We start from the raw sequence: 23,412 nt of genomic DNA, 5'->3' as shown, positions 1-23,412 counted from the left end.
GTACTCCACGGGTGTGGCTCGTGCGAGCGGGTCGGCACGGCGAGCGCGAAAGCTGGGCCCTCGACAATCAAGTCGCTGGGGGTGGGTTCAGAGAGGTTACCGACCTTACGCCGGCAGCCACACGGGATGCCGTGGCCGGCCTCGTCCGGGCCGGTTTTCCCGACGCCAAGGCAAATCTGGTAGCCAACTACGCAGGCCAGTTGTGGGCTCTGCGGGAGCGCATAGCAGATGGCGACATTGTGGTGATGCCGATGAAGACATCCGGGCAGATCGCCATCGGCAAAGTGATGGGCGGCTATCAACACCTGACCGACCCGGACCCGGAGCGACGCCACGTTCGGCCGGTGCAGTGGCTGCGTACCGATGTTCCGAGAACGGCGATCAAGCAGGATCTGCTCTACACGCTGGGCGCGTTCCTCACCATCTGTGAGGTGAGCCGCAACGATGGCGCGTGGCGGATGGCCCAAGTGTTGGAATCGGGCCACGATCCGGGTGCTCGGCCTGCCCTTGCCAAGGCGACCCCGGTCGCTGCGGATGTGCCACAGGCGGGCGACGTGGAGGCTGATGCCTCACCGGCTGTCGATGTCGAGCGCTACGCGCGCGACCGCATCACGAGCACTTTGATCGAGCATTACGCCGGGCACAAGCTCGAACATCTTGTCGCTGCCGTGCTGCGCGCCGAGGGCTTCGCGTGCACGGTCACGAAGGCATCCGGCGACGGAGGTGTGGACGTCTTCGCCGGCCGGGGGCCGTTCGGCCTGGACAGCCCTCGCCTGGTGGTGCAGGTCAAGAGCGACGCGAACCCGGTCGGCGTCGACGTGGTGCAGAAGCTTCAGGGCGCGCTGAGCAGCCACGGCGCGGATCAGGCGCTGCTCGTGGCGTGGGGTGGCCTCAATGGAAATGCCCGCGCGCTGCTCGTCAACCAGCACTTCCGCATCCGTGTGTGGGACGCCGACGACCTTATCGACGCGGTGTGCCGCAACTACCTCCGGCTGCCGGACGAGACTCGTGCGGAACTGCCCCTCAAGCAGGTGTGGGTGCTGGTCGAGGAGGACGTGCCCTAACTCGCCGAGCCGGCCTTGAGCCTGGCCACGAAACTGGCCCACGAGTGGCCATTGAAGGCGAGCGCCGGGCCGGTGCGGTCCTTGGTGTCACGGACATCCACCGCACCTCCGACGAACCGCACCTCGACACACGCCGCGTTGTTCGCGCTACGGGAGGACTTGAACCAGCCACGGTCAGGGGTGGGGCGAGGGGCCATCACGTCATCTCCTTCGCGATCCGCCGGATCAGCGCCAGCGACTCCGCCGAGCCTAGCGCCCGCTCCCGCGCCTCGGCGAAGGTCATCGTGTAGTCCGCGACCCGGCTCGACTGGTCGATGATGTCGCTGGAGGTCAGCACCTCCTGCCAGACCAGGTCGGGCAGCCGGGGCGACGGGAACGACAGGATCTGGAACGGGCTGCCGAGCGCGGGGTGCGCCCCGGCGGCGAAGGGCATCACCCGGATCTCGATCTGCTCGGGGCGCTCGGTGAGCAGCCGGTCGAGGTGGTCGAGCTGGGCGCGCATCACCTCCGGGCCGCCCACCTGCTGCCGCAGCGCGCCCTCCGTGATCACGGTCGTCAGCCGCAGCGGGTGTTCGCCGCCGAGCCGCCGCTGCCGCGCCATCCGCGCGGCGATCCGCCGGTCCATCTCGGTCAGCCGGACGTAGGTGTTACCGCCCCGGATGACGGCGCGGGCGTACCCCTCGGTCTGCAACAGCCCGTCCACGAGTTCGTTGTGGTAGCTGCGGACGTGCTCCGCGCCCGCCTCGTAGCCGAGGAAGCGCAGGAAGTCGGCCGGGAAGAGCTGCGAATACTGGTGCCACCAGGCCCGCTGCATGGCACCGACCCGCAGGACCTCCAACTCGGCGGCGTCGGACGGGTCGATCTCGTAGATCTTGACGAGCTGGGCCAGCCGGTCGCCCGGCAGCTTGACCCGGCCGGCCTCCACCCCCGAGATGTACGCCTGAGTGATGCCGCTGGCGCGGCCCGCCGCGACCGCCGTCATCCCCACCTCCTCGCGGCGCTCCCGCAGGCGCAGCCCCAGCTCCCACGCCTGCACGGTGGGCGATGCGAGTGGCGGCGTCGGCTTGCGGCGGGTTCTTGCGGCGTTCGGCGTCATCTCAACCCCGTCCAGTCGTTGTCACGGTTGCCGCAATGACCATAGTGCACCGACACGCTGAACACCATCCCCTTGATATAAGCGCCGTGGTCGGCGATGCTGCCTCTGGCGAGCTTCATCGCGCACAAGGAGGCAGCATGGTCAACGAGGGCAGGTGGATCAGCCGGGAGCCGCAGGTGCGGCACGCGTTCTCGCTCTGTCGGGTGCTGGAGGCCGGCACCGCCGACCAGTGGTACGACCTGCTCGGCGTCGTCCGGGTGCCCGTCGACCGGCAGGCCCCGGACAAGCTGCGCGACCAGCTACGGCCGTGGGCGCTGGCGACCCTGGCGGCCGGCGCGTACGGCTTCGGCCGCTACTACGCGTGCTACTCCACGCTCGACGAGGACGACGAACCGGACAAGGCCATCACGGACGAGGACATCGACTGGTCCGGCACGACCGTTCTGGTGCCCGCCGAGGCATAGCCCTCAGAGATCCACTTCGCCGTCCGGAAGCGAGGACCCTCGTGATGTCCGAAGTCGTGCCCCTCGTGTTCGGTGGGCTGGTGCCGGGCTTCCTGCTCGGGCTGCTCGCCTTCCGGGTCAAGTCGCGCTGGTGTCCCCGCTGCGGCGAGACCACCGACGCCATCCCACCGGCGGGTCGGGGCCGATGACCGGGCCCGGCCGGCACAGCCGCGACGAGGCGCCGATCGGGCGGCGGATGGCCGAGCTGCGGGCCCGCCGGGGCATGAGTCAGCAGGTCTTCGCCGACCGGATCGGCAAGTCCAAGAGCTGGGTCGACAAGGTCGAACGAGGCGTACGCACCCTCGACCGGCTCTCCGTCATCGAAACCGTCGCCACCGCCCTCGGCGTCACCCCGACCATCCTGCTCACCGGCAAGCCCCGCCGGGAAACCGTCACCGACACCGAAGCCGCCGTGGAACGCATCCGGGCGGCGCTGGCCCGCCACGACCCACCCGACACCGACAGCCCCACCGTGCGGCAGCTCGACGACCAGGCCGGGTACGCCTGGACCGCCTACCGCAACGGCCACCACCCGCAGGTCCTGCGCACCCTGCCCGACCTGCTCGCCGCCACCCGGCACACCCACCACACCGGGACAGCACCCGACCCGCCCGTCCGCGTCTACCGGCTCACCGCCCAGACGCTGGTCAAGCTCGGCAAGCCCCACCTCGCCTGGCTCGCCGCCGACCGCGCCATGACCGCCGCCACCGGCGACCCCCACCGCACCGGCCTCGCCGCCGTCTCCCTCGCCCAGGCCCTGCGCGCCCTGCACCGGGGACGCCTCGCGCAGGCCGCCGCGCTCACCGCCGTACACCAACTCGACCGCACCCCGTCGCGCGCGTTCCTGCCCGACGAGCCTGGCCTCACCGGGACGCTGCTCCTCGAAGCCGCCCTCGCCGCCGCCACCTACCGCGACGCCCCCACCGCCCACGACCTCACCGAACGCGCCGCCCACCTCGCCACCACCCACGACGGCCGGCACCACGACGGCGACGGGATCGCCTTCGGCCCCACCGGCGTCGAACTCGCCCGCGCCCTCACCGCAGCCCGCCTCGGCGACCACCACCATGCCGCCATCGTCCACCGGCAGGTCGTCGACAGCGACGGCTGGCACCTGCTCCCCGCCGAACACCGCGCCGCCCACCTCATCGACATCACCCACACCTACCTCGACCTCGGCGACCCCCGGGCCGCCGGCCGCGCCCTGACCGCAGCCGACCGCATCGCCCCCGCCGAGACCCGCACCCGCCCGACCGCCAGAACCGCCCTCACCGCCATCCTCCGCACCGGGCAGTCCTCCGCCGACATCACCCGCCTCGCCACCACCATCGGACTGACCCGCCAGTGACCACACCGAAGCTGGAGCCCTCGATGAACGCCGAAGCGTCCACGACACCCCTGCCTCGGAAAGGAATTTCGAATTCGAAATTCACGACGCCGCCGCCTCCCGCGATCTTGCAGTTTCGGCCCGGGCGAAAGGGGTGAAGCGCCCCCCTCGGGGGTCGCAAGTGCAAGATCGGCGCGCGGTGGGGCCGGCTGCCGCACGGCGGATTCGCCCAAGGTCAACTGCGGCTTGACCCCCACTCCCATCGAACGTACGTTCGACAAATGACCGCCGTCGAGGATCGTCGCCAGCGACACCAGCCGGGATGGCCGAGCCAGGACGGCAGGCCAGGGCCTACGATCGTGCCCATGGACACGGCGATGATCGAGCGGGCCGCCCTGGTCGCCCTCCTTCGCCGCCCGCACACGAGCTGGTCGGAGACGGCCCTGGACATCCAGGACAACGGCAGCGCCAGAGCGGTCCTCGACCGCGCGGTCGGCCACTCCGACACGCTCTTCCCCGACGCGGAGTCGGTCGCCGATCTGATCGACACCGCCGCCGCCGAGATCGTCGGCTGGCAGGCGGAGGGGATAGGCGTTCACGCCTTCTTCGACTCCACCTACCCGGCCCAACTGCTCGGCATCCGGGAGATGCCACCGCTCCTGTTCAGCCGAGGCGACCTACGGGTGCACGACCGGGCGGTGGCCGTCGTCGGCAGCCGCCGGGCAAGCGACGACGGGCTACGGATCGCCCGCGCGGTCGCCACCACCCTGGCGGGGCGCGGGGTGACCGTGGTCAGCGGGCTCGCCAGCGGCATCGACACCGCCGCGCACCTCGCCGCGCTGGAGGCAGGCGGGCGCACCGTCGCGGTCATCGGCACCGGGATCCGCCGGCACTACCCGGCAGAGAACCGACGCCTGCAGGACCATATCGCCGACGTCGGCCTGCTGATCTCCCAGTTCTGGCCCGATGCCCCGCCGAGCAGGCAGAGCTTCCCCATGCGCAACGCCATCATGAGCGGATACGCGGTCGCGACGGTCGTCGTCGAGGCGGGCGAGACCAGCGGCGCACGGATCCAGGCCAGGCTCGCCCTCCAGCACGGCCGCCCCGTCGTCCTCACCAGTCAGGTCATGCGGTGCGGCTGGGCCAGAACGTTCGCCGACAACCCCGGCGTCTACGTCGTCCACGGCACCGCGCAACTGCTGGAAGCGGTCGACGACATCCTCAGTTACCAGCCCACCGATGCCGGCCTGGAGACCTTCCCTGACTTCGCCCTCCACTGACCAGCGCTGGACCATCATCAGCCGGTACGTCGAGGTCCAGCGCGGCTACCTGCGCAACCCGCTACCGGCGCACGCCTGGATCTGTCCCACCTGCCGAGGGGTGCGAGGCGAGGGCTATTCGCTCTGTTTCCGCTGCCAGTCCCACCTGACCCGCTCGAACGGCCTCCTCGCGGACGTGGTGCTGCCGATCTCCTACTCGCCACGCACCGGCCAGCACCATCACAATCTCCGGACGTACAAGGGAACAGCCCGGTCCGAGCAGGCCCAGCGCAGCCTGCTCGCCCTCCTGCTGCTCTTCCTGCGCGACCACCTCGCCTGCGTAACGGCCCGCACCGGCGCGTCGCCGACTCATGTCATCACCGTCCCCAGCACCCGCAACACCCTCGGCCCGCACCCGCTCACCGATCTTGTCGGCGGCCGGCTCCGCCTGCCCTGGATCGCCAGCTCCGTCAATCCCAGCTACGGGTCGGACGATCACGACTTCCACGCCGACTGGTTCTCGCCGGCCCTGCCGCCGTCGCCTGAGCCGGTCCACGCACTGATCCTCGAGGACACCTGGACGACGGGTGCCCGCGTGCAGTCGCTGGCCCACGCCTTGAAAACCGCAGGTGCCACCACCGTCGCCGCGATCGTCCTCGGCCGCCATGTGGATCCGACCTACCCTCCGGCAAGGCGGCTGATGGAGGCGATCGCTCGGCCAGTCTTCGATACCACACGATGCGCAGCTGAAGCCGATTGACGGGAAGCCGTGCACCGCCCAGGTCACCTGGCGGCACCGCACGGACCGGCCCCCACGCTGTCGCAGGGAAACGCTACGGTCGCTCCCATGACTGGGGAGAGCGTGCTCGCCGTACCGGATGAGCGGGTGATCCGCGACAAGCTGCAACAGCTGGTCGTTGCCGACCTGCTCGGGCCGCTCGGTGGGCCGGCCGAGGAGTTTCCCGCCAGGGAGAATCCGCTGGACCGTTACGTCCTCGGGCGGCTCGCCCCCAACGGCGTGTCCGTCGATCCGGCCACTGAGGACACCTTCGCCGAGGCCACCGCCTCGGACGCGGCGGAGGGCGGCCCCGAGCCGACCGCGCCGAACGTGCCCAGCCTGGCGCCCTCCGCGCTCGGCTTCACCACCAGCGTGCCGCCGTCGGTCCCCGAGCTGCGGGTCAACGCCGCCTGGGGCAGCTACGACACCGGGGGCGACGAGCGGGCGGAGCACGCCGGCGGCCGGATCTGGCGGCGGCACCAGCGCGGCGGAACGGTCACCGTGCCCCTGCGCGAGGGGCCGATCGCCCCGCTGCCGGTCGACGCGGCACAGCCGAAGGTCGTGGTGCGGGGTCGGGTGCGTCGGCTGGGCGACGTCTGGTTGGTCTCGCTCTTCCTGGAGAACCGGGAACACAGCGATTCGCCGCGCCAGGCCAACCGGTGGATCTTCCAGGTCGAGTTGACCGCGACCGGCCCGACGGGCGACGAGCCGGTCTTCGTACCCCGACCGGAGCAGGTCACCGGCGGCGACGACGCCGACCAGGCGGAGCGGCGCCGGCTGGCGATGGCCTACCGGTTCCACCCCGAGTTCGCGGTGGGGCACGGCACGGCCGTCCACACCGAGCCGGCCGCCGCCGATCCGTTGCGGGCCCATCGGGTACGCACCACGACCGTCCCCGCGCACGAGCTGCCGTTCACCGACGTGCCCAGCAGCGAGCGGGACGCCGACCTGCCCGAGTTGGCCGACGTGGAGCTGGACATGCGGCGGCTCGCCGAGCTGGCGGCCGGCCCGGTCGAGTCCCTCACGGCCGCGTTGCGGCCCCTCGTCGCCGGCTACCGGGCGTGGATCGACCGCAACGAGGCGACCGCCACCGACCCGCAGCGGCGACTCGACGAGTACGGCCCGCAGGCACGCGAGGCGCTGCGCGACGCCCGGGAGGCGGCCGACCGGATCGCCGCCGGCATCAGGCTGCTCGCCGCCCCGGACCCGACGGCCCGCGAGGCGTTCGGCTTCGCCAACCGGGCGATGTATCTGCAACGTGTGCACACTGTGGTCGCCGCCCGGCGGCGGGAACACCCGAACCTCCCGTTGGCGCAGGCGGTCGCCGAGGCCGATCAGCCGGAGAACCACCGGTGGCGTCCGTTCCAGTTGGCCTTCGTCCTGATCAACCTGCCGGCCCTGGCCGACCCCCGGCACCCGGAGCGGGGTGACGACGTCGAGCGCGCCATCACCGACCTGCTCTGGTTCCCCACCGGTGGCGGCAAGACCGAGGCGTACCTCGGTCTCACCGCCTTCACCATCGCGGTGCGCCGCCGCCAGCCGGACTTCGGCGGGTTGACCGGCCGGGCGGGGCTGGCGGTGCTGATGCGGTACACCCTGCGCCTGCTCACCATCCAGCAGTTCGAGCGCGCCGCGACCCTGATCTGCGCGGCGGAGTCCCTACGCCGCGCCGACCCGCAGACCTGGGGCGAGACGCCGATCCGGATCGGGCTGTGGGTCGGTGGCCGGGTCACCCCGAACCGCACCCAGGACGCGAAGGAGTGGCTGGACGAGCGGCGGCGGGGCCGGTCGCACCGGGGCATCGGCTCACCGCACCAGCTCACCAGTTGCCCCTGGTGCGGCACGAAGGTCGAGCCGGGCCGGGACATCAAGGTGGAGCGGGACCACTGGCGGACCCTGGTGCTCTGCTTCGACGTGGAGTGCCCGTTCAGCGAGGCGGGCAGCTACCCGCTGGCCGGCGACCAGGTCGGGCTGCCGGTGATCCTCGTCGACGAGGAGCTCTACCGCCATCCGCCGGCCCTGGTGATCGCCACCGTCGACAAGTTCGCCCAGTTGCCGTGGAAGGGCGAGACCGCCGCCCTCTTCGGTCGGGTCGGCAAGCGCTGCGAGCAGCACGGCTATCTCACCGAGGACCTCGAATCGACCGACTGGGAGCGCAAGCGTCACCGGCCGGGCAACCGAGTCGTCCCCTGCGGGCGGCTGCGTCCACCGGACCTCATCATCCAGGACGAGCTGCACCTGATCTCCGGGCCGCTCGGCTCGCTGGTCGGGCTCTACGAGACGGCGGTGGACCGGCTGGCCAGTTGGGAACCGGCCCCCGGCCACTGGTCCCGACCGAAGGTGATCGCCTCCACCGCCACCGTGCGCCGCGCCCAGCAGCAGATCGGGGCGCTGTTCAACCGGCGCACCCGGGTCTTCCCACCGTCGGGCCTGGACGCCTCCGACAGCTTCTTCGCCCGCCAGCGCGAGACCGGGGACCACCCGGGCCGCCGCTACATCGGCATCTGCGCGCACGGCAACCGGCTCCGGTCGACCCTGATCCGGGTCTACGTCTCCGTGCTCGGCGCGGCGCAGAAGCTCCACGAGACCTACGGCCGCAACCGCGTCACCGACCCGTACATGACGTTGGTCGGCTACTTCAACAGCCTCCGGGACCTGGGCGGCATGCGCCGGCTGGTGGAGGACGACGTCTCCAGCCGACTGGTCCGCGCCGACGAGCGCGGGCTCGCCCGGCGGTACGACCCCTACCTGGAGGAGCTGACCTCCCGGATGCCCTCGGACGCCATCCGGCCGCTACTGGACCGGCTCGCGGTGCGCTTCGACGGCGCCCGGCCCAAGGGTGCTCCCCGGCCGGTCGACGTGCTCCTCGCCACCAGCATGATCGCCGTCGGGGTCGACATCGCCCGGCTCGGCGTGATGGTGGTGGCCAACCAGCCGAAGTCCGCCGCCGAATACATCCAGGCGACGAGCCGCGTCGGGCGGCAGGCGCCGGGCCTGGTGTTCACCGTCTACAACTGGGCCCGCCCACGCGACCTGTCGCACTACGAACGGTTCGACCACTTCCACGCCACGGTCTACCGGCAGGTCGAGGCGCTGTCGGTGACCCCGTTCGCGGAGCGGGCCATCGACCGGGGGCTGACCGGGGTGCTGGTGGCCCTGGTCCGCGATCTGGAGAGCACCTACAACGGCAACCTGCGGGCGCGCGAGTTCGACCGGCACGGTCAGCTCGCCGACCACGTCGTGCGGTTCCTCAAGCGTCGCAGCGAGGTGGCCGCCGACAACACGGTTCGCCAACGGGTGGAGGACGAGTTGGAAGCCCGCCTCGACCTGTGGGCGCGGGAGCGGGCCCGGCCCGCCCGGCGGCTGGCCTACGACAAGCCGTACCACAGCGACGACGTCGCCGGGCTGTTGCACCGACCGGAGGAGGGCCGGTGGGCACAGACCACCTGTCCCACCTCCCTGCGGGACGTGGAGCCCGGCATCCAGCTCCAACTGCAACTCGGTGCCGTCGGGGACGATCCACCACCGTTCGTCCCGCCCACCGTGGGCGCTGCGGGGGCGTCCTCGTGAGCGGGTCGCAGCAGCGCAGCCTGCGGGTCGGCGCGCTGCGCCCCAACCAACTGCTGCACACCTACGGCGTCGGCTCGGTCGCCGACCTGCCCAGCCTGTCGGTGCTGACCCTGGGGCTGGCGCACTGGGACCTCACGCATTCGGCCACGGTGACCGAGGACAGACTGCTCGCGGCGATCCGGCACCGGCTCGGCGGCCAGGTGGAGAGTCTCCGGCTTCCGCCGCACCTGCCCGAGACCTCCGACCTCTTCGCCGACTGGACCCGGGTCGGTGTGCCGGTGGCGCTCTTTCCCACCTGGCTACGCTGCTCGGACACCCGGTGCAACCGGCTCGCGCCGGCGGATTCCGGGCTGTTCGAGCTGCTCTCGTCGCCCTACCAGCCGGACCGGGCCCGCTACGTGCACAGTTGCCGGGGCAACGGAAACTCCCGTCCCACCGCAGTGCCGGCCCGCTTCGTGCTGGCCTGCGACAACGGCCACCTGGACGACTTCCCCTGGTCGTACGTCGTGCACGGCGGGACGGACCCGGGCCCCGGTCACTCGCTCACGCTCGCCGAACGCGGCAGCACCGGCGAGGCGGCCAACATCTTCATCTCCTGCGAGTGCAAGGCTTCCCGACCGATGTCGCTGGCGATCGGCCTGCACGCCGAGCGGACCCTGCCCGCCTGCCGCGGCCGCCACCCCCACCTCGGCACCTACGAGCCCTGCGACGCCCCCACCCGCACGCTCGCCCTGGGCGCCACCAACAGCTGGTTCGCCATGCAGTTGCGGGTGTTCAGCCTCCCCCGGGCCGAGCATCCGGTCGACCAGGTCGTCGCCGACCGCTGGTCGGACCTGTCCCCCCTCGCCGGGCTCGACGCCGCCATCGCCAAGCAGATCATGCCGACCCAGGGTTGCTGGGCCGAGCTGAAGCCGTACGGCGTCGACCGGGTCTGGGCGGCGATCCAGCGCCGCAGCAGGGCCGGGTCCGACGACGAGCCCGACGACGGCGACGACCTGCGCAGGCCCGAGTGGCTGGCCTTCACCGCCGGCACCAGCACCGAGCTGCCCGACTTCACCACCCGCCCGGAGCCGGTGCCGGCCCGGCAACGGGACTGGCTCCGGGACGTGGTCCTCGTCCCCCGGCTGCGGGAGGTCTCCGCACTGTACGGCTTCACCCGGATAGACGCCCCCGAGTGGGACGTGCTCGACACGCCGGACCGCCGACGGGCGCCGCTGACCACCGGCAAGCCGACCTGGCTGCCCTGCGCCGAGATGCGGGGCGAAGGGATCTTCCTCCGTTTCGACGAGGAGCGCCTCGTCGAGTGGGAACACCAGCCGCAGGTCAAGCAACGCGAGCAGCTCCTGATCCGCGCCCACGACCTCTGGCGGGCGCAGCGCAGGCTGGACCCGGAGGCGCACCCCGGTCCCCGGTACGTCCTGCTGCACACCTTCGCCCACGTGCTCATCCGTGAGCTGGCTCTGGAGTGCGGATACAGCGCCGCCGGCATCGGGGAGCGCGTCTACGCCCGTTCCGGCGACACTCCCATGGCCGGGGTGCTCCTCTACACCTCGGCACCGGACAGCGAGGGCACCCTCGGTGGCCTCGTCTCCCTGGGGCGCACGGACCGGCTCGGCCCTCTCGTCGAACGGGCCCTGGACGCCGCCCGGCTGTGCAGCTCCGACCCGCTCTGCGCCGAGCACGACCCGACGGTGCACGCCCGACTGTCGGCCGCCGCCTGCCACGCCTGTCTCTTCGCCGCAGAGACCTCCTGCGAACGCGGCAACCACTATCTGGACCGGGCACTGCTGGTCGACACCCTCACCGATCCCGGCTCCGGGTTCTTCGCCCGGTGAGCCACGAGCGGTTCGCGGAGGTGATCGCCGACCTCGCCACCACCCTCCCCACCGAGCACGTCACCGCCTGGGCCGGTGTGCTGATGGGCGTGGACAGGCCCACCGACGGCACGACGGTCGCGGCCGAGCTGGCCGACGTCCGGCCCGGGTTCTCGGTCGGCGCTCACGCCGGACGGTTGGTCAGGAGTTGGCGCACCGAGGCACCCGGCCTTCCCGGCCCAGCGGTTGCTCTGGCGCTGCGCAGCGCCGCCCTCCTCCACCAGCGCGTGGACGCGCACCGCACGGAGCTGGCCGTCAGCGGGCCGACCAGTTCGTCCGTGCCGGTGCGGCTCACGAGTTCCGTGGTAGTCGAGGTCGTCCGGGCGGCCCAGCGCAGCCTGCTCGTGGCCAGCTTCGCCGCGTACGGGGTGGCCGAGGTGATCGCCGAGCTGCGGTCTGCGGCCCACCGGGGCGTACGCATCGATCTGATCCTGGAAAGCTCGGCCGAGCACGGCGGTGCCCTGCGCGGGCCATCCGGGGCGGCGGCCACCTTCGCGGCCCTCCGCCACCAGGCGACGTTCTGGCACTGGCCAGCCGCACGACGGGCCGCAAGCGGAAACTCACACGCCGCGTTGCACGCGAAGTTCATCGCCGCCGACGGTGAGGTCGCGCTGGTCAGCAGTGCCAACCTCACCGACCGGGCACTGTCCCACAACATCGAGGTCGGCGTGGTGCTCCATGATCCCCGGGTGGTGGGAAGACTCGTCGCGCACTTCCGGGCCCTCGCCGACCCCGAGGTCGGACCGCTACAGCGCCTCTTCTGAGCAACGGCGATCAATCCACGGGTGAAGCGCCCTCCTGAGGGGCCGCAACTGCAAGATCAGCGAGTGGTGGGGCTCGCGGGACCCCGCGGCTGGGAGATCTTGGAGTGAAACGGCCCCTCCAGGGGCCGGAATCTTCCAGGATCTACCTAGTCTTCAACGGACACGCGTGCCGAGGATCCTCGGGCGGCGGGACCTGCTGCCCGGGGTGCTCTTCGTCGCGGTCCTGGGCACCCTCGCCCCCTTCGTGCTCTTCTCCTGGTCTACAAGATCGGGGGATGGCCGGTGGTCGGCGGGGCGGGTGAGATGAACGAATGGGGGTTCCCGAGGTCGCGCTTGTCGGTGCCGGGCCGATCGCCCGTATCCATCTCGACGCGTGGCGGCGGGTGGGCGCGGGGGTACGCGTGTACGCCGACGACGGCCGGGCACCGGACCTGGCCCGCGAGTTCGGCGTGCGTGCCGTCGCCAGCCTGGCGGAGGCGCTGAGCGGCGCGGAACTCGTCGACATCTGCACGCCGACCGCCACCCACCCGGAGATCGCCCTGGCGGCCATCGCCGCCGGCCTCGGCGTGGTCTGTGAGAAGCCCCTCGCGGCGACCGGCACGGAGGCGGAGGCGATCGTCGCCGCTGCCGAACGGGCCGGCGTGCCCGTCTACCCTGCCCACGGCACGCGCTTCCTCGCCCCGTACGCGCGCCTGCACGACCTGGTGGCGGCCGGTGAGCTGGGCGCGCCCGCGGCCGGGCGGTTCAGCGTGACGGGCCACCACCCGACGCCGTGGACGGGCCGGGCGAGCGCCGAGTCCGGGGGGATCCTGACCGATCAGATGCTGCACGGCCTCGACATCGCCCACTGGATCCTCGGCGACGTGGTGCGGGTGTACGCCTGCTACCAGGGTCAGGTGGCGATGCCGGCTCCCGCCGGCGCGGTGGCGACCGGCACGGCGGTGCTGACCCACGCCAGCGGCGCGGTCAGCCACGTGACCGGGGGGTGGGCGGCACCGCCGATCCCGATCCACCGCGCCTTCCACGTGCTGGGCACCGCCGGCTCGGTCTCGTACGACTCCGCGTGGACACCGGAGCTCCAGGTGACCAGCGGGGCGGTGGAGGGCCTGCCCCGGCACTTCGGGGAGTCTCCGTTCGTGGCGGAGATCCGGGAGTTCGCGGCGGCGTTCGCGGGCGGGCCGCCGCCACGGGTCGGCGCGCGGGACGCGGTGGCCGTCGTGCGCCTCGCCGAGGCTGCGGCGCGGTCCTCCTGGACCGGGCGGCCCGTCGACCTGTCCGCGAAGGAGCACCGCGAGCCGACGGTGGAGGCGCACGACCACCTGTCCGCGATGGAGGCTGTCCGATGAGGATCGTCGTCGCTTCCGGCGGCGGGGGCGACGGCGACGCCAGAGCCGCGCGCTACCGTCGGTGCCTGCGCGCGTTGCCCGGCGTCGACCTGGTCGACGTCTCGCCCGACGCCGTCGTCGTCTGCGGCGAGCCGTCGCTGCACCGGGAGCTGACCGAGCTGGCCGCCGCGGCGGGGGCGCACGTGCTGTGCGAGCCGCCCCTGGCCGGCCGCGTGGCGGACGCGGAGGCGATGATCGACGTGTGCTCGCGCGCCGGGGTGAGCCTGACCCTCGCCTGTCCGGCCCGGTTCGGCCCGGCGTTCGACGCCGTACGCGAAGCGGTGGCCGACGGCCGCCTCGGCCAGTTGAGCACCGTCAACGGCACCTGCCACCCGGACTGGGCCCCGCACCTGGTGGACCTGGTGGACCTGCTGCTCGACGGCGAACCGGCGGAGGAGGTCTATGCCCAGGCCTCGACCGTGGCGCCGGCCTCGGTGGTCGTCGTGCGCTATCCGGGCGGGACGGTGGCCACGTGGGGCCACGGCTACGGCGCGACACGCGTGGAGTTGGTGGGCGACCGGGGAACCGTGCGGTTCGATCCGCTCGCCCGGCTGCTCGACGTGCGAAGCGCCGGCCGCGACGGCGAACACGGCACCGGACGGGACGGCGAACACGGCACCGGGCGCGACGGCGACCACGGCACCGGGCGCGACGGCGACCGGCCCGGCGACCATGGCACCGGGTGCGGTGGCGGCGGCGCGGCGGACCTCGGCGCGGCCGTACTCGACGCGGCCATGCTCGGTGCCTTCGTCGCCGGGGTCCGCGACGGGTGGCCGACGGGCCCGGACGGCGCAGCGGGCCTGCGCGGGCTGCGGATCGCCCGGGCGGCACACCGGTCGCTGGGCACCGGCCGGCCCGAGCCGGTGGGTCACCGGCCCGGCGACCCCCGGTAGCGGCCGGCGGCGATGGCGCTGACCAGCGCCGCGATCTCGTCGACGCGGTCGGCCAGGAAGAAGTGGCCGCCGGGCATCGGGCGTACGTCGACAGGGCCGCTCGCGTGCCGCTGCCACGCGTTCGCCTCGTCGGCGGTCACCATCGGGTCGTCGGTGCCGGTGAGCACCGTGACCGGGCCCGGGACCCGCCTGTCCGGGTCGTGGCGGTACGTCTCGACCGCGCGGTAGTCCCCGCGTACCGCCGGCAGGATCAGGCGCAGCGTCTCGGGGTCGGACAGCACGCCCTCGTCGGTGCCGCGCAGCACCTGGATCTGGGCGACGAGCTGGGCGGGCGGCAGCCGGTGGAACCGGTCGTCGCGGTAACACGACGGCGCCCGGCGGCCCGACACGACCAGGTGCGCGGGCGGTGGGAGGCCGGCGTCCTGCACGAGCAGGGCGACCTCGTACGCCAGCAGCGCGCCCATGCTGTGCCCGAACAGGACCACGGGCCGGTCGAGGGCCGGCCGCAGCGCGTCGAAGCAGCGCCGCGCGAGTTCCGCGAGGGAGGTGACGACGGGCTCGCGGTAGCGGTCCTGCCGGCCGGGGTACTGGGCGGCCAGGACCTCGATCTCCGGCGCGAGCGCCCGGGCCAGCGGCAGGTAGAAGCTCGCGGAGCCGCCGGCGTGCGGGAAGCAGGCGAGCCGGACGGGTGCGGCCGGCGCGGGCCGGAACGTGCGCCACCACGCCGAGGCGAGCTGTGGTGCTGCGGACATGCGCGATCGTCTCCTTCGCCGCGCGGGCCGGCTCGGGGGCCGGGCACCGGCGGGCAGCGGGTCAGGGGCCGGACACCGGCGGGCAGTGGGCCAGCAGGTCAACGGGCCGCCGCAGGACGACGTCGGGACGGGCGGCGAACAGCTCGTCCTCCTCGGGCCCGGCCCACACCGCCGCCGCCGCGCTCACGCCGGCGCCCCGGGCGCTGAGCAGGTCGGTCGGCGCGTCGCCGACCATGATGGCCTCGTGCGCTCCGACGCCGAGCAGCTCCAGCGCCCGCAGGACGATGTCCGGTGCGGGCTTGGGGCGGGCGACCTCGTCGGAGCCGATGACGTGCGCGAAGTGCGGCAGCAGGCCGAGCGTGTCCAGCAGGGAGCGGGCGCGCTCGCCGCTCTTGCCGGTGGCGACGGCGAGCGTGAGCCCACGGGCGCGCAGCGCCGCCAGGAGCTCCACCACGCCGTCGAAGACGGTGACCCGGTGGGCGAGGCGGTAGCTCTCCCGCACGAAGGGCTCCTCCATGGCCGGGGGCAGGCGCATGGCCCGCATGATGTCCGGGAAGTAGCGGCCGAGGTGCCGCCGGTACTCGGCGAACGGTGCGGGCCCGGGGCCGACGACCTCGGCGTAGGCGATGGCGAACGCCTCACTCATCACCGCGAAGCTGTCGACGACGACCCCGTCGAGGTCGAAGATCACCGCCCGTCGCAGCGGCACGGCGAGGCCGGTTCCGACGGGTCGCGTCGAGGGCTTGGTCATGGCTCGTCTCCCTGGTCCCGGCGGTGGCACCGCCGGGCGGACAGCGCACCCGGTAACCGGAGGTCATCCGGCGACCGGGTGCGCGGACTGGTAGAACCTGTCGATGAGCCCGACGGTCGAACGGGCGTCAGCGATGGCGGTGCCACGGTTCCCCGGATCGGCCAGGCTCGTGGCCAGGCTGTCGAGTTGGAGCCGGTACTCGGTGCCGACGGGCTCGGCCGGCACGGGCAGCAGGGTGGTGGTGCCCGCCCGGGTCACGGTCAGCTCGGGTTCCGGCAGGCGGTTGGGGCTGAAGCCGAACGTGCAACGCAGGCAGGCGGTCCCCGCGCTGCCCTCCACCCGCAGCGAGGACAGGTCCCGCTCGTCGTGCGACGCCCAGCTCGCGCGCAGCGACACGGAGATGCCGTCGTCGCGGACGAGGAACCCCCGGGCGGTGTCCTCGACGTCGCCGCCGGTGTCCGCCGGGTCGTCGTCGTGGCGCCAGGCGGCGCTCCAGCCGCCGGCCCGGACGAAGTCGTCCGAGGTGACGCCGACGACCTGCCGGAACCCCGAGGGGCCGACCAGCGACGTCAGCGTGTCGAGCAGGTGCCAGCCGAGATCGACCAGCGCGCCGCCGCCGGCCTTGCTGCGCTGGGTGAACCAGCCGCCGGGCCGGGGTATCCCCCGGGCGCGGGTCCACGCGAGGTCGGCGTGCTGGATCCGGCCCAGGGTGGGCAGCACGCGCCGCAGGGCGGTGACGTCGGCGCGGTAGCGGGCGGCGCTGCCCGCCAGCAGGGTCGCGCCCGACGCGCGCTCGGCGCGGGCCAGCTCGTCGGCCTCCTCCCGGGTGAGGCACACCGGCTTCTCCAGGAACACGGAGATGCCCCGGCGCAGCAGCCGGGTCGCGGTCTCGGCGTGCAGGTGATTGGGTACGGCCACCACGGCGAGGTCGACGTCGGCGGCGCCGAGCGCGTCCGCGTCCGGATACGCCCGCACCCCCGTCCCGCTCCGCGCCGCCGCGCGGGCTCCCGGGTCGGGGTCCACGACGGCGACGACGTCGAACGCGTCGTGCTCGCGCAGGAGCTCCAGCCAGAGCGCGCGGCCGGCCCATCCCAGGCCGACGACCGCCACCCGGATCGTCATGCGGCCGCTACCGCCTCGGCGACGATGGCCGCGGTGGCGTGGATGACCTCCGGCGTCGCCAGCAGGACCCGGTGGTGCAGCCAGACGCCGTCGCTGCTGATGGCCTCGGTGTTCGGGCAGCGCGCGGCGATCTGCTCGACGGTCTCGGCGGGCACCACGCCGTCCCAGAACGCGTCGGTGCGGTAGATGGCGCGGAAGACGGCGAACGCGGGCAGCCCGGCGGACACCAGCCTGTCGACGAGGTCGTTGCGGTCCTGCTCGCTGAGCCCGGGCACCCGGAACATGGCCATGTAGTGGGTGTTGCGGTCGGCGCGCGGGTCGCCGCTCTGCGGTAGCACGCCGGGGATCTCCGCGAGCAGCTCGGACAGCAGCGCCCAGCGCTCGTCGCGGACCGCGTTCTGGCCGTCGAGGCGGCGCAGTTGCGCCCGCAGCACGGCTGCGGAGAACTCGTTGAGCCGCAGGTTCGACCCGCTCACCCGGTGCAGGTAGTGCCGGTCGGTGCGGGGGCGACCGCAGCTGTGCCGCAGGAAGGCGCTGTCGAGGAGCTCCTCGTCGGGCAGCAGGAGCGCGCCGCCCTCACCGGCCGTCATCAGCTTGCCGTTCTGGAAGCTGAAGGCCGCGACGGAGCCGAACTCGCCGACCCGCCGACCCTGCCACCGCGCGCCCTGCGCGTGGGCGGCGTCCTGGAGCAGGGCCACTCCGGTGTCGGCGGCCAGTTTGGCGAGCGCGTCCATGTCGGCGATCAGCCCGGCCATGTGCACCGGCATGATGACCCGCGTGCGCGGCGTCACCGCGGCTGCGGCGGCCTCGACGTCGATGCAGTACGTGCCGGGGTCGACGTCGACCGGCACGGCGACCGCGCCGAGCCGCTGCGCCGCCTGCGACGACGAGATGAAGGTGAACGCCGGCACGACGACCTCGCTGCCGGGGCCGACGCCGAGACACTGCAGGGCGAGTTCGAGGGCGTGCGTGCCGTTGGTGACCGCCAGGGCGTGGGGCGCGCCGTGGAATTCGGCGAACTCCCGCTCGAACGATTCGACCTCGCTGCCGCCCATCCGCCACCACTGGCCCTGTTCCAGGGCGCGGTGCAGCGCGATGCGTTCCTCGTCGTCGTACTGCGGCCACTGGGGGAACACGGGTGCTTCACGGGAGTCGTCCATGTCTCTCCGAATTCACCGGGGACTCTGCGGGACTACCCACCCAGGCTAGGAGCGTCCGCCGGGCCCGGCGTATACCCCGACCTGGTAGTCATGGCCGGAACAGCCGTGCGACGTGCCGGGCCAGGTCGAGCGACTGGGAGGGATTGAGGCGCGGGTCGCAGGCCGTGTGGTAACGGGCCGGAACGTCGTCCTCGGTGATTCCGCAGGTGCCGCCGACGCATTCGGTGACATTTTCCTCCGTGAATTCCAGGTGGATGCCGCCGGGGTGTGTGCCGAGTGCGCGGTGCACGGCGAAGAACCCGTCGATCTCGGCGGCGACGTCGCGCAGGTGCCGGCTCTTGTGGCCGCTGGGCAGCACCCGCGTGTTGCCGTGCATGGGGTCGCACTGCCAGATCACGGGGTGCCCGGCGGCGGTCACCTTCTCCACGATGGGCGGCAGCACGTCGCGGACGCGGTCGTGGCCCATCCGGCTGATCAGCGTGAGGCGGCCCGGCTCCCGGTGCGGGTCGAGGCGCTGCGCGTACTCGACGGCCTCCTCCGGCGTGGTGCGCGGGCCGATCTTGAGGCCGATCGGGTTGGCGAGCAACGCGGCGAAGGCCACGTGCGCGCCGTCGAGCCCGCGGGTGCGTTCGCCGATCCAGAGGAAGTGGGCGAGCCCGCTGCGCAGGTTCCTCCCGCACGCCTGGAGCCCGGCGGCCTCGTACTCCAGCAGCAGCGCCTCGTGGCTGACGTACGTCGCGGCGCCGCTGGCGCGGACGACGTCCATCGTCCTCGCGGCGTGGCTCCGCGCCCGCCGCATCCGGTCCGGGTCCGGGGTGCGCGCCTGCACCGTCGGGGTGCGGGAGTTGACGATGTCGCCGCGGTACACGGGCAGGCCCGTGGCGTCGGTGGACGCCGAGCGCGGTTTGGCGTACTGCCCGGCGGCACGTGCCATCCGCACGACCGGCCGGCCCGCCGCCGCGGCGACGAGCGCGGCCAGCCGGTGCAGCAGGACCACGTTGTCCCGTACGTGCGCGGGGGTGTTGCCGGTGAAGGTCTCCGCGCAGTCGCCGCCCTGGAGCAGGACCGCCTCGCCTCGCGCCACCGCCGCGAGCCGCTCGCGGAGCCGGTCCGTCTCGCCGGGCGTCACGATGGGCGGCAGGGTGCGCAGGCCGGCCGCGACGGCCGCCGCGCGCTCCGGGTCGGGCCAGTCCGGCTGCTGCGCGGCGGGCCGGTTCAGCGCGGCTGCCAGCCGGGCGCGGTGGCCGGCGCGTGCCTCGGCGGTCGGGGCCATCTCGTTCCTTCCGGTCGTTCGCGCCAGACGCTCGACGCACCTCGCCTTCGCGCCCGACGGTCAGCGCACCTCGCCTTCGCGCCCGACGGTCAGCGCACCTCGCCTTCGCGCCCGACGGTCAGCGCACCTCGCCTTCGCGCCCGACGGTCAGCGCGCCTCGCCGAGGACCGTCCGCACGAGGTCGGCGACGTCCATCTCGTCGATCAGGGCCTCCTCCTCGACGGCCGGGGCCGCCTCCGGCTGGCCGTCCGACGCCAGGGCGACGAGGGCGTCCAGCACGCCGGCCTGCGCGAACCGGTCGAGGGGCACGGTCGCCAGGACCCGCCGCAGCGTCGCCTCCTCGACCTCCGGGCCGGGCCCGCCCGCCCCGCCCGCGTCGCTGCGCAGCTCCTCGCGCAGGTACGCCGCCAGCGCGGCCGGCGTCGGACAGTCGAAGACCAGCGTCGACGGCAGCGGCAACCCGGTGGCCGTGTGCAGGCTGTTGCGCAGGTTGACGGCGGCGAGCGAGTCGAAACCGGCCTCCTGGAACGCCTGCTGGGCCGCGATCGCGTCGCCGCTGCTGTGCCCGAGCACCGCCGCCGCGTGGCCGCGGACGAGCCGCAGCAGCACCCGGTCCTGTTCGGCGTCGGGCAGGTCGCGCAGCGACTCCACGAGCGTGCCGTCGGACCCGGCGGCGGGGCCGGCGGACTCCTGGGCGCGCAGCGCGGCCTGGGCCTCGGGCAGGGCCGCGAACAGCCGGCTCGGGCGCACCGACGTGAACGCCGGGATGAACACCGACCAGTCCATCCCCGCGACCGTCACGGCCGTCTCGTCGGCGGCGGTGACCTGCGCCAGGGCGTCCATGGCGAGCGTGGTGGCCAGCGGGACGACGCCCCGGCGGCGCAGCTGGGCGAGGGCCGCCTCGTCCGCGCCGATGCCGATCCCCTCCAGCGCGCCCCAGGCGAGGGCCGTCGCCTTGAGCCCCCGCGCGCGGCGGGCGTCGACGAGGGCGTCCAGCGCGGCGTTCGCGGCGGCGGACAGCCCCTGCCCGCCACCGCCCCAGATGCCGGCGATCGAGGTGAACACGACGAACGCGTCGAGCGGCCGGTCCGCGAGCGCCTCGTCGAGCCACCGGGCCGGCTCCACCTTGGTGGCGAACATCCGGGCCAGGTCCTCTTCGCCGGTGTCGGCGACGGCGGCGCTGAAGGTCAGGTCGGCGGCGTGCACGACCGCGGTGAGCGGCAGGTCCTCCCGCGCCGACACCAGTCGCAGGATCTCGCCCCGGTCGTCGCCGTCGCAGACGTCGACCGGCACGTCCGTCCCCGCCAGCTCGGCACGCAGCGCATCCGCGCAGCCGCGCGGGTCCCGGCCGCCGGTGGTGACCACGAGCCGCCGCGCACCGGCCGCCGCGAGCCACCGGCAGGCGTACCGGCCCAGCCCCTCGTCGCCGCCGGTGACCAGCACCGTGCCGCGCGGCTGCCAGCCGGCGGCGCCGGGGGCGGGGGCGGGCGCGGCGGCGCGCGCGAGCCGCCGCGCGTACCAGCCGGAGCGGCGCACCGCGACCTGGTCCTCGCCGGAGGCGCCGGTGAGCACGGCGAGCACCCGCGCGACGGTACGCGCATCGTCGGCGCCGGGCAGGTCGACGAGGCCGCCCCAGCGGTCGGGGTGCTCCAGCGCCACGACCCGGCCGAGCCCCCAGAGCGCGGCCTGGTGCGGCGCGGTGACGGCGTCGCGGATGCCCACGTTCACCGCTCCCCTGGTGAACACCCAGAGCGGCGCGGTGACACCGGCGTCGCCGAGCGCCCGGACGAGGCTCACGGCGGGGGCCACCACGTCGGTCCCGTCCCCGAGCGCGAGCAGCGACACCACTCCGGACAGGTCCCGCTCGGCGTCGATCGCGGCGAGCTGCGCGGTGAGCGCCGCGCCGTCGCCCTCCGGGTGCAGGACGACGGTGTTCAGCCCCTGGCCGGTCAGCTCCCCGGCGAGGCCGGCCACGGCCGCGCCGGTGGGGGCGACCAGCAGCCAGTCGCCGGCCGGCACGCCCGCGGCGTCGCGGTCGAGGGGCTGCCAGCCGGTCCGGTAGCGCAGGGTCTCCAGCGCCGAGGTGGACTCCTGCTTCGCCCGCCAGCGCGCCAACAGCGGCAGCACCCTCGTGAGGCTCTCGTACTGCTCGGCGTCGTCCGCGTCGAGCAGCTCGGCCAGGGCGCGCGGGTCCTCGGCGCGCACCGCCGCCCAGACCTCCGTGGCGTCGTCCGCCGCCGTCGCGGCAGCCTCGTCGTCCTGCGGTTCGCGCAGCCAGTACGCCTGGCGGTCGAACGCGTACGTGGGCAGGTCCACCTCACCGCCGGCGGCGGGGAGCACGGCGGACCAGCGCGGCGTGACACCGGCGACGCTCAGCTCGGCGATCGAGGTGAGCAGCCGGGACATGCCGCCGTCGTCGCGGCGCAGCGACCCCGTGGCCGACACGGTCCGCCCGGCGGCCTCGGCGCACTCGGCCACCGGCTGCACGAGCACCGGGTGGGGGCTCAACTCCACGAAGAACGAGAAGCCGTCCTCGACGAGCGCGGTGACGACCGGCCCGAACCGGACCTGGCCGCGCAGGTTGCGGTACCAGTAGTCGCCGTCCAGCTCGCCCGCGTCGCGGATCCAGGCGCCGGTGAGCGTCGAGCGCATCGGCAGGGCGGGGGCCTGCGACCGGACGTCCGCGAACGCCTCGGCGAGCACGTCCCGTACCGATTCGACGTGCCGGCTGTGCGAGGCGTAGTCGACGGCGACCCGGCGCACCCGGACGCCGTCGGCCGCCATCGCGTCCAGGGCGGCGGCCAGCGGCCCGGCCTCGCCGGCGAGCACCACCGACGCCGGGCTGTTGACCGCGGCGACGTCGACGGAACCGGCCCACGGCAGCAGCCGTTCGCGGGCCTCGGCCTCGCCCACCACCGCCGACGCCATCCCGCCGCCACCGGCGAGCTTGGCCGCGATGACCTGGCTGCGCAGGGCGACCACCCGGGCGGCGTCGTCCAGCGACAACGCCCCGGCGACGCAGGCCGCGGCGATCTCGCCCTGCGAGTGGCCGAGCACGGCGTCGGGCACCAGCCCGGCCGACGACCAGACCGCGGCCAGGCTCACCATGACGGCGAACGTGGCGACCTGCACCACGTCGACCCGCTCGAACATCGCGGGCTCGGCGTCGCCGTGCAGCACGTCGAGGAGCGACCAGTCGAGCCACGGCTGGAGCGCCCGCACGCAGTCGCCGGCGCGGTCGGCGAAGGCCGGCGACTCGGCGAGCAGGTCCCGGCCCATGCCGAGCCACTGCGCGCCCTGGCCGGGGAAGACCCAGGCGAGCTTGCCGCGACCGGCGGTGCCGGAGACGAGCCGGGGGTCGCGCTCGCCGCGGGCCAGGGCGTGCAGGGCGGGCAGGGCCTCCGCCCGCGTCCCCGCCACGACGACGGCACGTTCGCCGAGCACCGCGCGGCGGGTGGCGAGGGCGACGGCCACGTCCGCCAGCGGCACCTCGGCGTCGCGGGTCAGCAGCGTCGCCAGGCGGGCGGCCTGGCCCGCCAGCGACGCCGGGGTCTTCGCCGACAGCGGGAGAGCGACGACCGAGGTGGGGGCCGGCGCGAGCGCTCTGGGCTCCGTCGCTGCCTCGGGTGCCTCCTCGATGGCCTCGGGTGCCTCCTCGATGACGAGGTGGGCGTTGGTGCCGCTGGCCCCGAACGCCGAGACAGCCGCGCGGCGGGGACGGCCCTCGGTGCGGGGCCAGTCGCGCTCCTCGGTGAGGAGGCGGACGGTCCCCGACGACCAGTCCACCTGCGACGTCGGCTCCCCCACATGCAACGACGCCGGCAACACCCCACGCCGCAAC

At 73.8% G+C, this 23,412-nt stretch carries 20 protein-coding genes; 11 read left to right on the top strand and 9 right to left on the bottom strand.

Features of this window, described 5'->3' with window-relative positions; genetic code table 11:
- The first annotated feature begins 131 nt into the window (after positions 1-131).
- Entirely contained in the window at positions 132-1,064 is a 933-nt protein-coding gene (locus ACFT41_RS17905) for a restriction endonuclease (RefSeq protein ID WP_377587218.1), read from the top strand.
- On the opposite strand, the gene ACFT41_RS17900 is transcribed toward ACFT41_RS17905, so the two are convergent.
- Genes ACFT41_RS17900 through ACFT41_RS17890 form a run of 3 tightly spaced genes read right to left on the bottom strand, consistent with a single transcriptional unit; the run spans position 1,061 to position 2,279 of the window.
- Positions 1,061-1,261, bottom strand: a complete 201-nt coding sequence (locus ACFT41_RS17900; RefSeq protein WP_377587225.1) for a DUF397 domain-containing protein — start codon at positions 1,259-1,261, stop codon at positions 1,061-1,063. The two genes, ACFT41_RS17905 and ACFT41_RS17900, sit on opposite strands and share 4 nt — an antisense overlap.
- Complete coding sequence (locus tag ACFT41_RS17895; protein ID WP_377587219.1) at positions 1,261-2,160, bottom strand: helix-turn-helix domain-containing protein; 900 nt, start codon at positions 2,158-2,160, stop codon at positions 1,261-1,263. Before ACFT41_RS17895 ends, ACFT41_RS17900 begins: the two co-directional genes overlap by 1 nt.
- The gene (locus ACFT41_RS17890) at positions 2,157-2,279 is read right to left on the bottom strand and encodes a hypothetical protein (RefSeq protein ID WP_377587221.1); all 123 of its coding nucleotides are present in this window, start codon (positions 2,277-2,279) and stop codon (positions 2,157-2,159) included. The genes ACFT41_RS17895 and ACFT41_RS17890 overlap by 4 nt, the downstream gene beginning before the upstream one ends.
- A gap of 18 nt (positions 2,280-2,297) precedes the next feature.
- Here ACFT41_RS17890 and ACFT41_RS17885 point away from each other — a divergent pair, with 18 nt between their 5' ends.
- From ACFT41_RS17885 to ACFT41_RS17840, 10 genes are all read left to right on the top strand, one after another.
- Positions 2,298-2,624 (top strand): hypothetical protein, encoded by a 327-nt coding sequence (locus ACFT41_RS17885; protein WP_377587222.1) that lies wholly within the window; start codon positions 2,298-2,300, stop codon positions 2,622-2,624.
- Positions 2,625-2,668: 44 nt separating this feature from the next.
- Positions 2,669-2,812 (top strand): hypothetical protein, encoded by a 144-nt coding sequence (locus tag ACFT41_RS17880; protein ID WP_377587223.1) that lies wholly within the window; start codon positions 2,669-2,671, stop codon positions 2,810-2,812.
- Positions 2,809-4,011 (top strand): helix-turn-helix domain-containing protein, encoded by a 1,203-nt coding sequence (locus ACFT41_RS17875; RefSeq protein WP_377613917.1) that lies wholly within the window; start codon positions 2,809-2,811, stop codon positions 4,009-4,011. The genes ACFT41_RS17880 and ACFT41_RS17875 overlap by 4 nt, the downstream gene beginning before the upstream one ends.
- Before the next feature lie 344 nt (positions 4,012-4,355).
- Positions 4,356-5,270: a DNA-processing protein DprA gene (locus ACFT41_RS17870; RefSeq protein WP_377588884.1), complete on the top strand. Its 915-nt coding sequence runs from the start codon at positions 4,356-4,358 to the stop codon at positions 5,268-5,270.
- Complete coding sequence (locus ACFT41_RS17865; RefSeq protein ID WP_377588883.1) at positions 5,230-6,009, top strand: hypothetical protein; 780 nt, start codon at positions 5,230-5,232, stop codon at positions 6,007-6,009. Before ACFT41_RS17870 ends, ACFT41_RS17865 begins: the two co-directional genes overlap by 41 nt.
- 87 nt (positions 6,010-6,096) lie before the next feature.
- Positions 6,097-9,597, top strand: coding sequence for a DISARM system helicase DrmA (gene drmA, locus ACFT41_RS17860; RefSeq protein ID WP_377588882.1), 3,501 nt, complete (start codon positions 6,097-6,099; stop codon positions 9,595-9,597).
- Positions 9,594-11,432 carry a DrmB family protein gene (gene drmB, locus ACFT41_RS17855; protein ID WP_377588880.1) on the top strand — a complete coding sequence of 613 codons (1,839 nt, stop codon included), beginning with the start codon at positions 9,594-9,596 and terminating at the stop codon, positions 11,430-11,432. Before drmA ends, drmB begins: the two co-directional genes overlap by 4 nt.
- Positions 11,429-12,235: a DISARM system phospholipase D-like protein DrmC gene (drmC, locus tag ACFT41_RS17850; protein WP_377588879.1), complete on the top strand. Its 807-nt coding sequence runs from the start codon at positions 11,429-11,431 to the stop codon at positions 12,233-12,235. Before drmB ends, drmC begins: the two co-directional genes overlap by 4 nt.
- 311 nt (positions 12,236-12,546) lie before the next feature.
- Positions 12,547-13,581 carry a Gfo/Idh/MocA family protein gene (locus ACFT41_RS17845; protein ID WP_377588878.1) on the top strand — a complete coding sequence of 345 codons (1,035 nt, stop codon included), beginning with the start codon at positions 12,547-12,549 and terminating at the stop codon, positions 13,579-13,581.
- Entirely contained in the window at positions 13,578-14,513 is a 936-nt protein-coding gene (locus tag ACFT41_RS17840) for a Gfo/Idh/MocA family oxidoreductase (protein ID WP_377588877.1), read from the top strand. The genes ACFT41_RS17845 and ACFT41_RS17840 overlap by 4 nt, the downstream gene beginning before the upstream one ends.
- Here the strand turns inward: ACFT41_RS17840 and ACFT41_RS17835 are convergent.
- The 6 genes from ACFT41_RS17835 to ACFT41_RS17810 form a co-directional block, all read right to left on the bottom strand.
- On the bottom strand, positions 14,489-15,265 hold the full coding sequence (locus ACFT41_RS17835) for a thioesterase II family protein (RefSeq protein WP_377588876.1): 777 nt from the start codon (positions 15,263-15,265) through the stop codon (positions 14,489-14,491). The genes ACFT41_RS17840 and ACFT41_RS17835 overlap by 25 nt on opposite strands.
- Positions 15,266-15,326: 61 nt before the next feature.
- On the bottom strand, positions 15,327-16,016 hold the full coding sequence (locus ACFT41_RS17830) for an HAD-IA family hydrolase (RefSeq protein WP_377588875.1): 690 nt from the start codon (positions 16,014-16,016) through the stop codon (positions 15,327-15,329).
- A gap of 63 nt (positions 16,017-16,079) precedes the next feature.
- On the bottom strand, positions 16,080-17,138 hold the full coding sequence (locus tag ACFT41_RS17825; RefSeq protein ID WP_377588873.1) for a Gfo/Idh/MocA family protein: 1,059 nt from the start codon (positions 17,136-17,138) through the stop codon (positions 16,080-16,082).
- Positions 17,135-18,298: a DegT/DnrJ/EryC1/StrS family aminotransferase gene (locus ACFT41_RS17820; RefSeq protein WP_377588872.1), complete on the bottom strand. Its 1,164-nt coding sequence runs from the start codon at positions 18,296-18,298 to the stop codon at positions 17,135-17,137. The genes ACFT41_RS17825 and ACFT41_RS17820 overlap by 4 nt, the downstream gene beginning before the upstream one ends.
- 88 nt (positions 18,299-18,386) lie before the next feature.
- Positions 18,387-19,571, bottom strand: coding sequence for a 3-deoxy-7-phosphoheptulonate synthase (locus tag ACFT41_RS17815; RefSeq protein WP_377588871.1), 1,185 nt, complete (start codon positions 19,569-19,571; stop codon positions 18,387-18,389).
- 147 nt (positions 19,572-19,718) lie between these two features.
- On the bottom strand, positions 19,719-23,412 hold a 3,694-nt coding region (locus ACFT41_RS17810), incomplete at its 5' end, for an SDR family NAD(P)-dependent oxidoreductase (RefSeq protein ID WP_377613916.1).

It is taken from the genome of Micromonospora sp. NPDC057141 (assembly GCF_042670805.1).
Classification (GTDB): domain Bacteria; phylum Actinomycetota; class Actinomycetes; order Mycobacteriales; family Micromonosporaceae; genus Micromonospora.
Note: the sequence above shows the minus strand (reverse complement) of the source record. Positions and strands in the feature narration are given on the sequence as shown.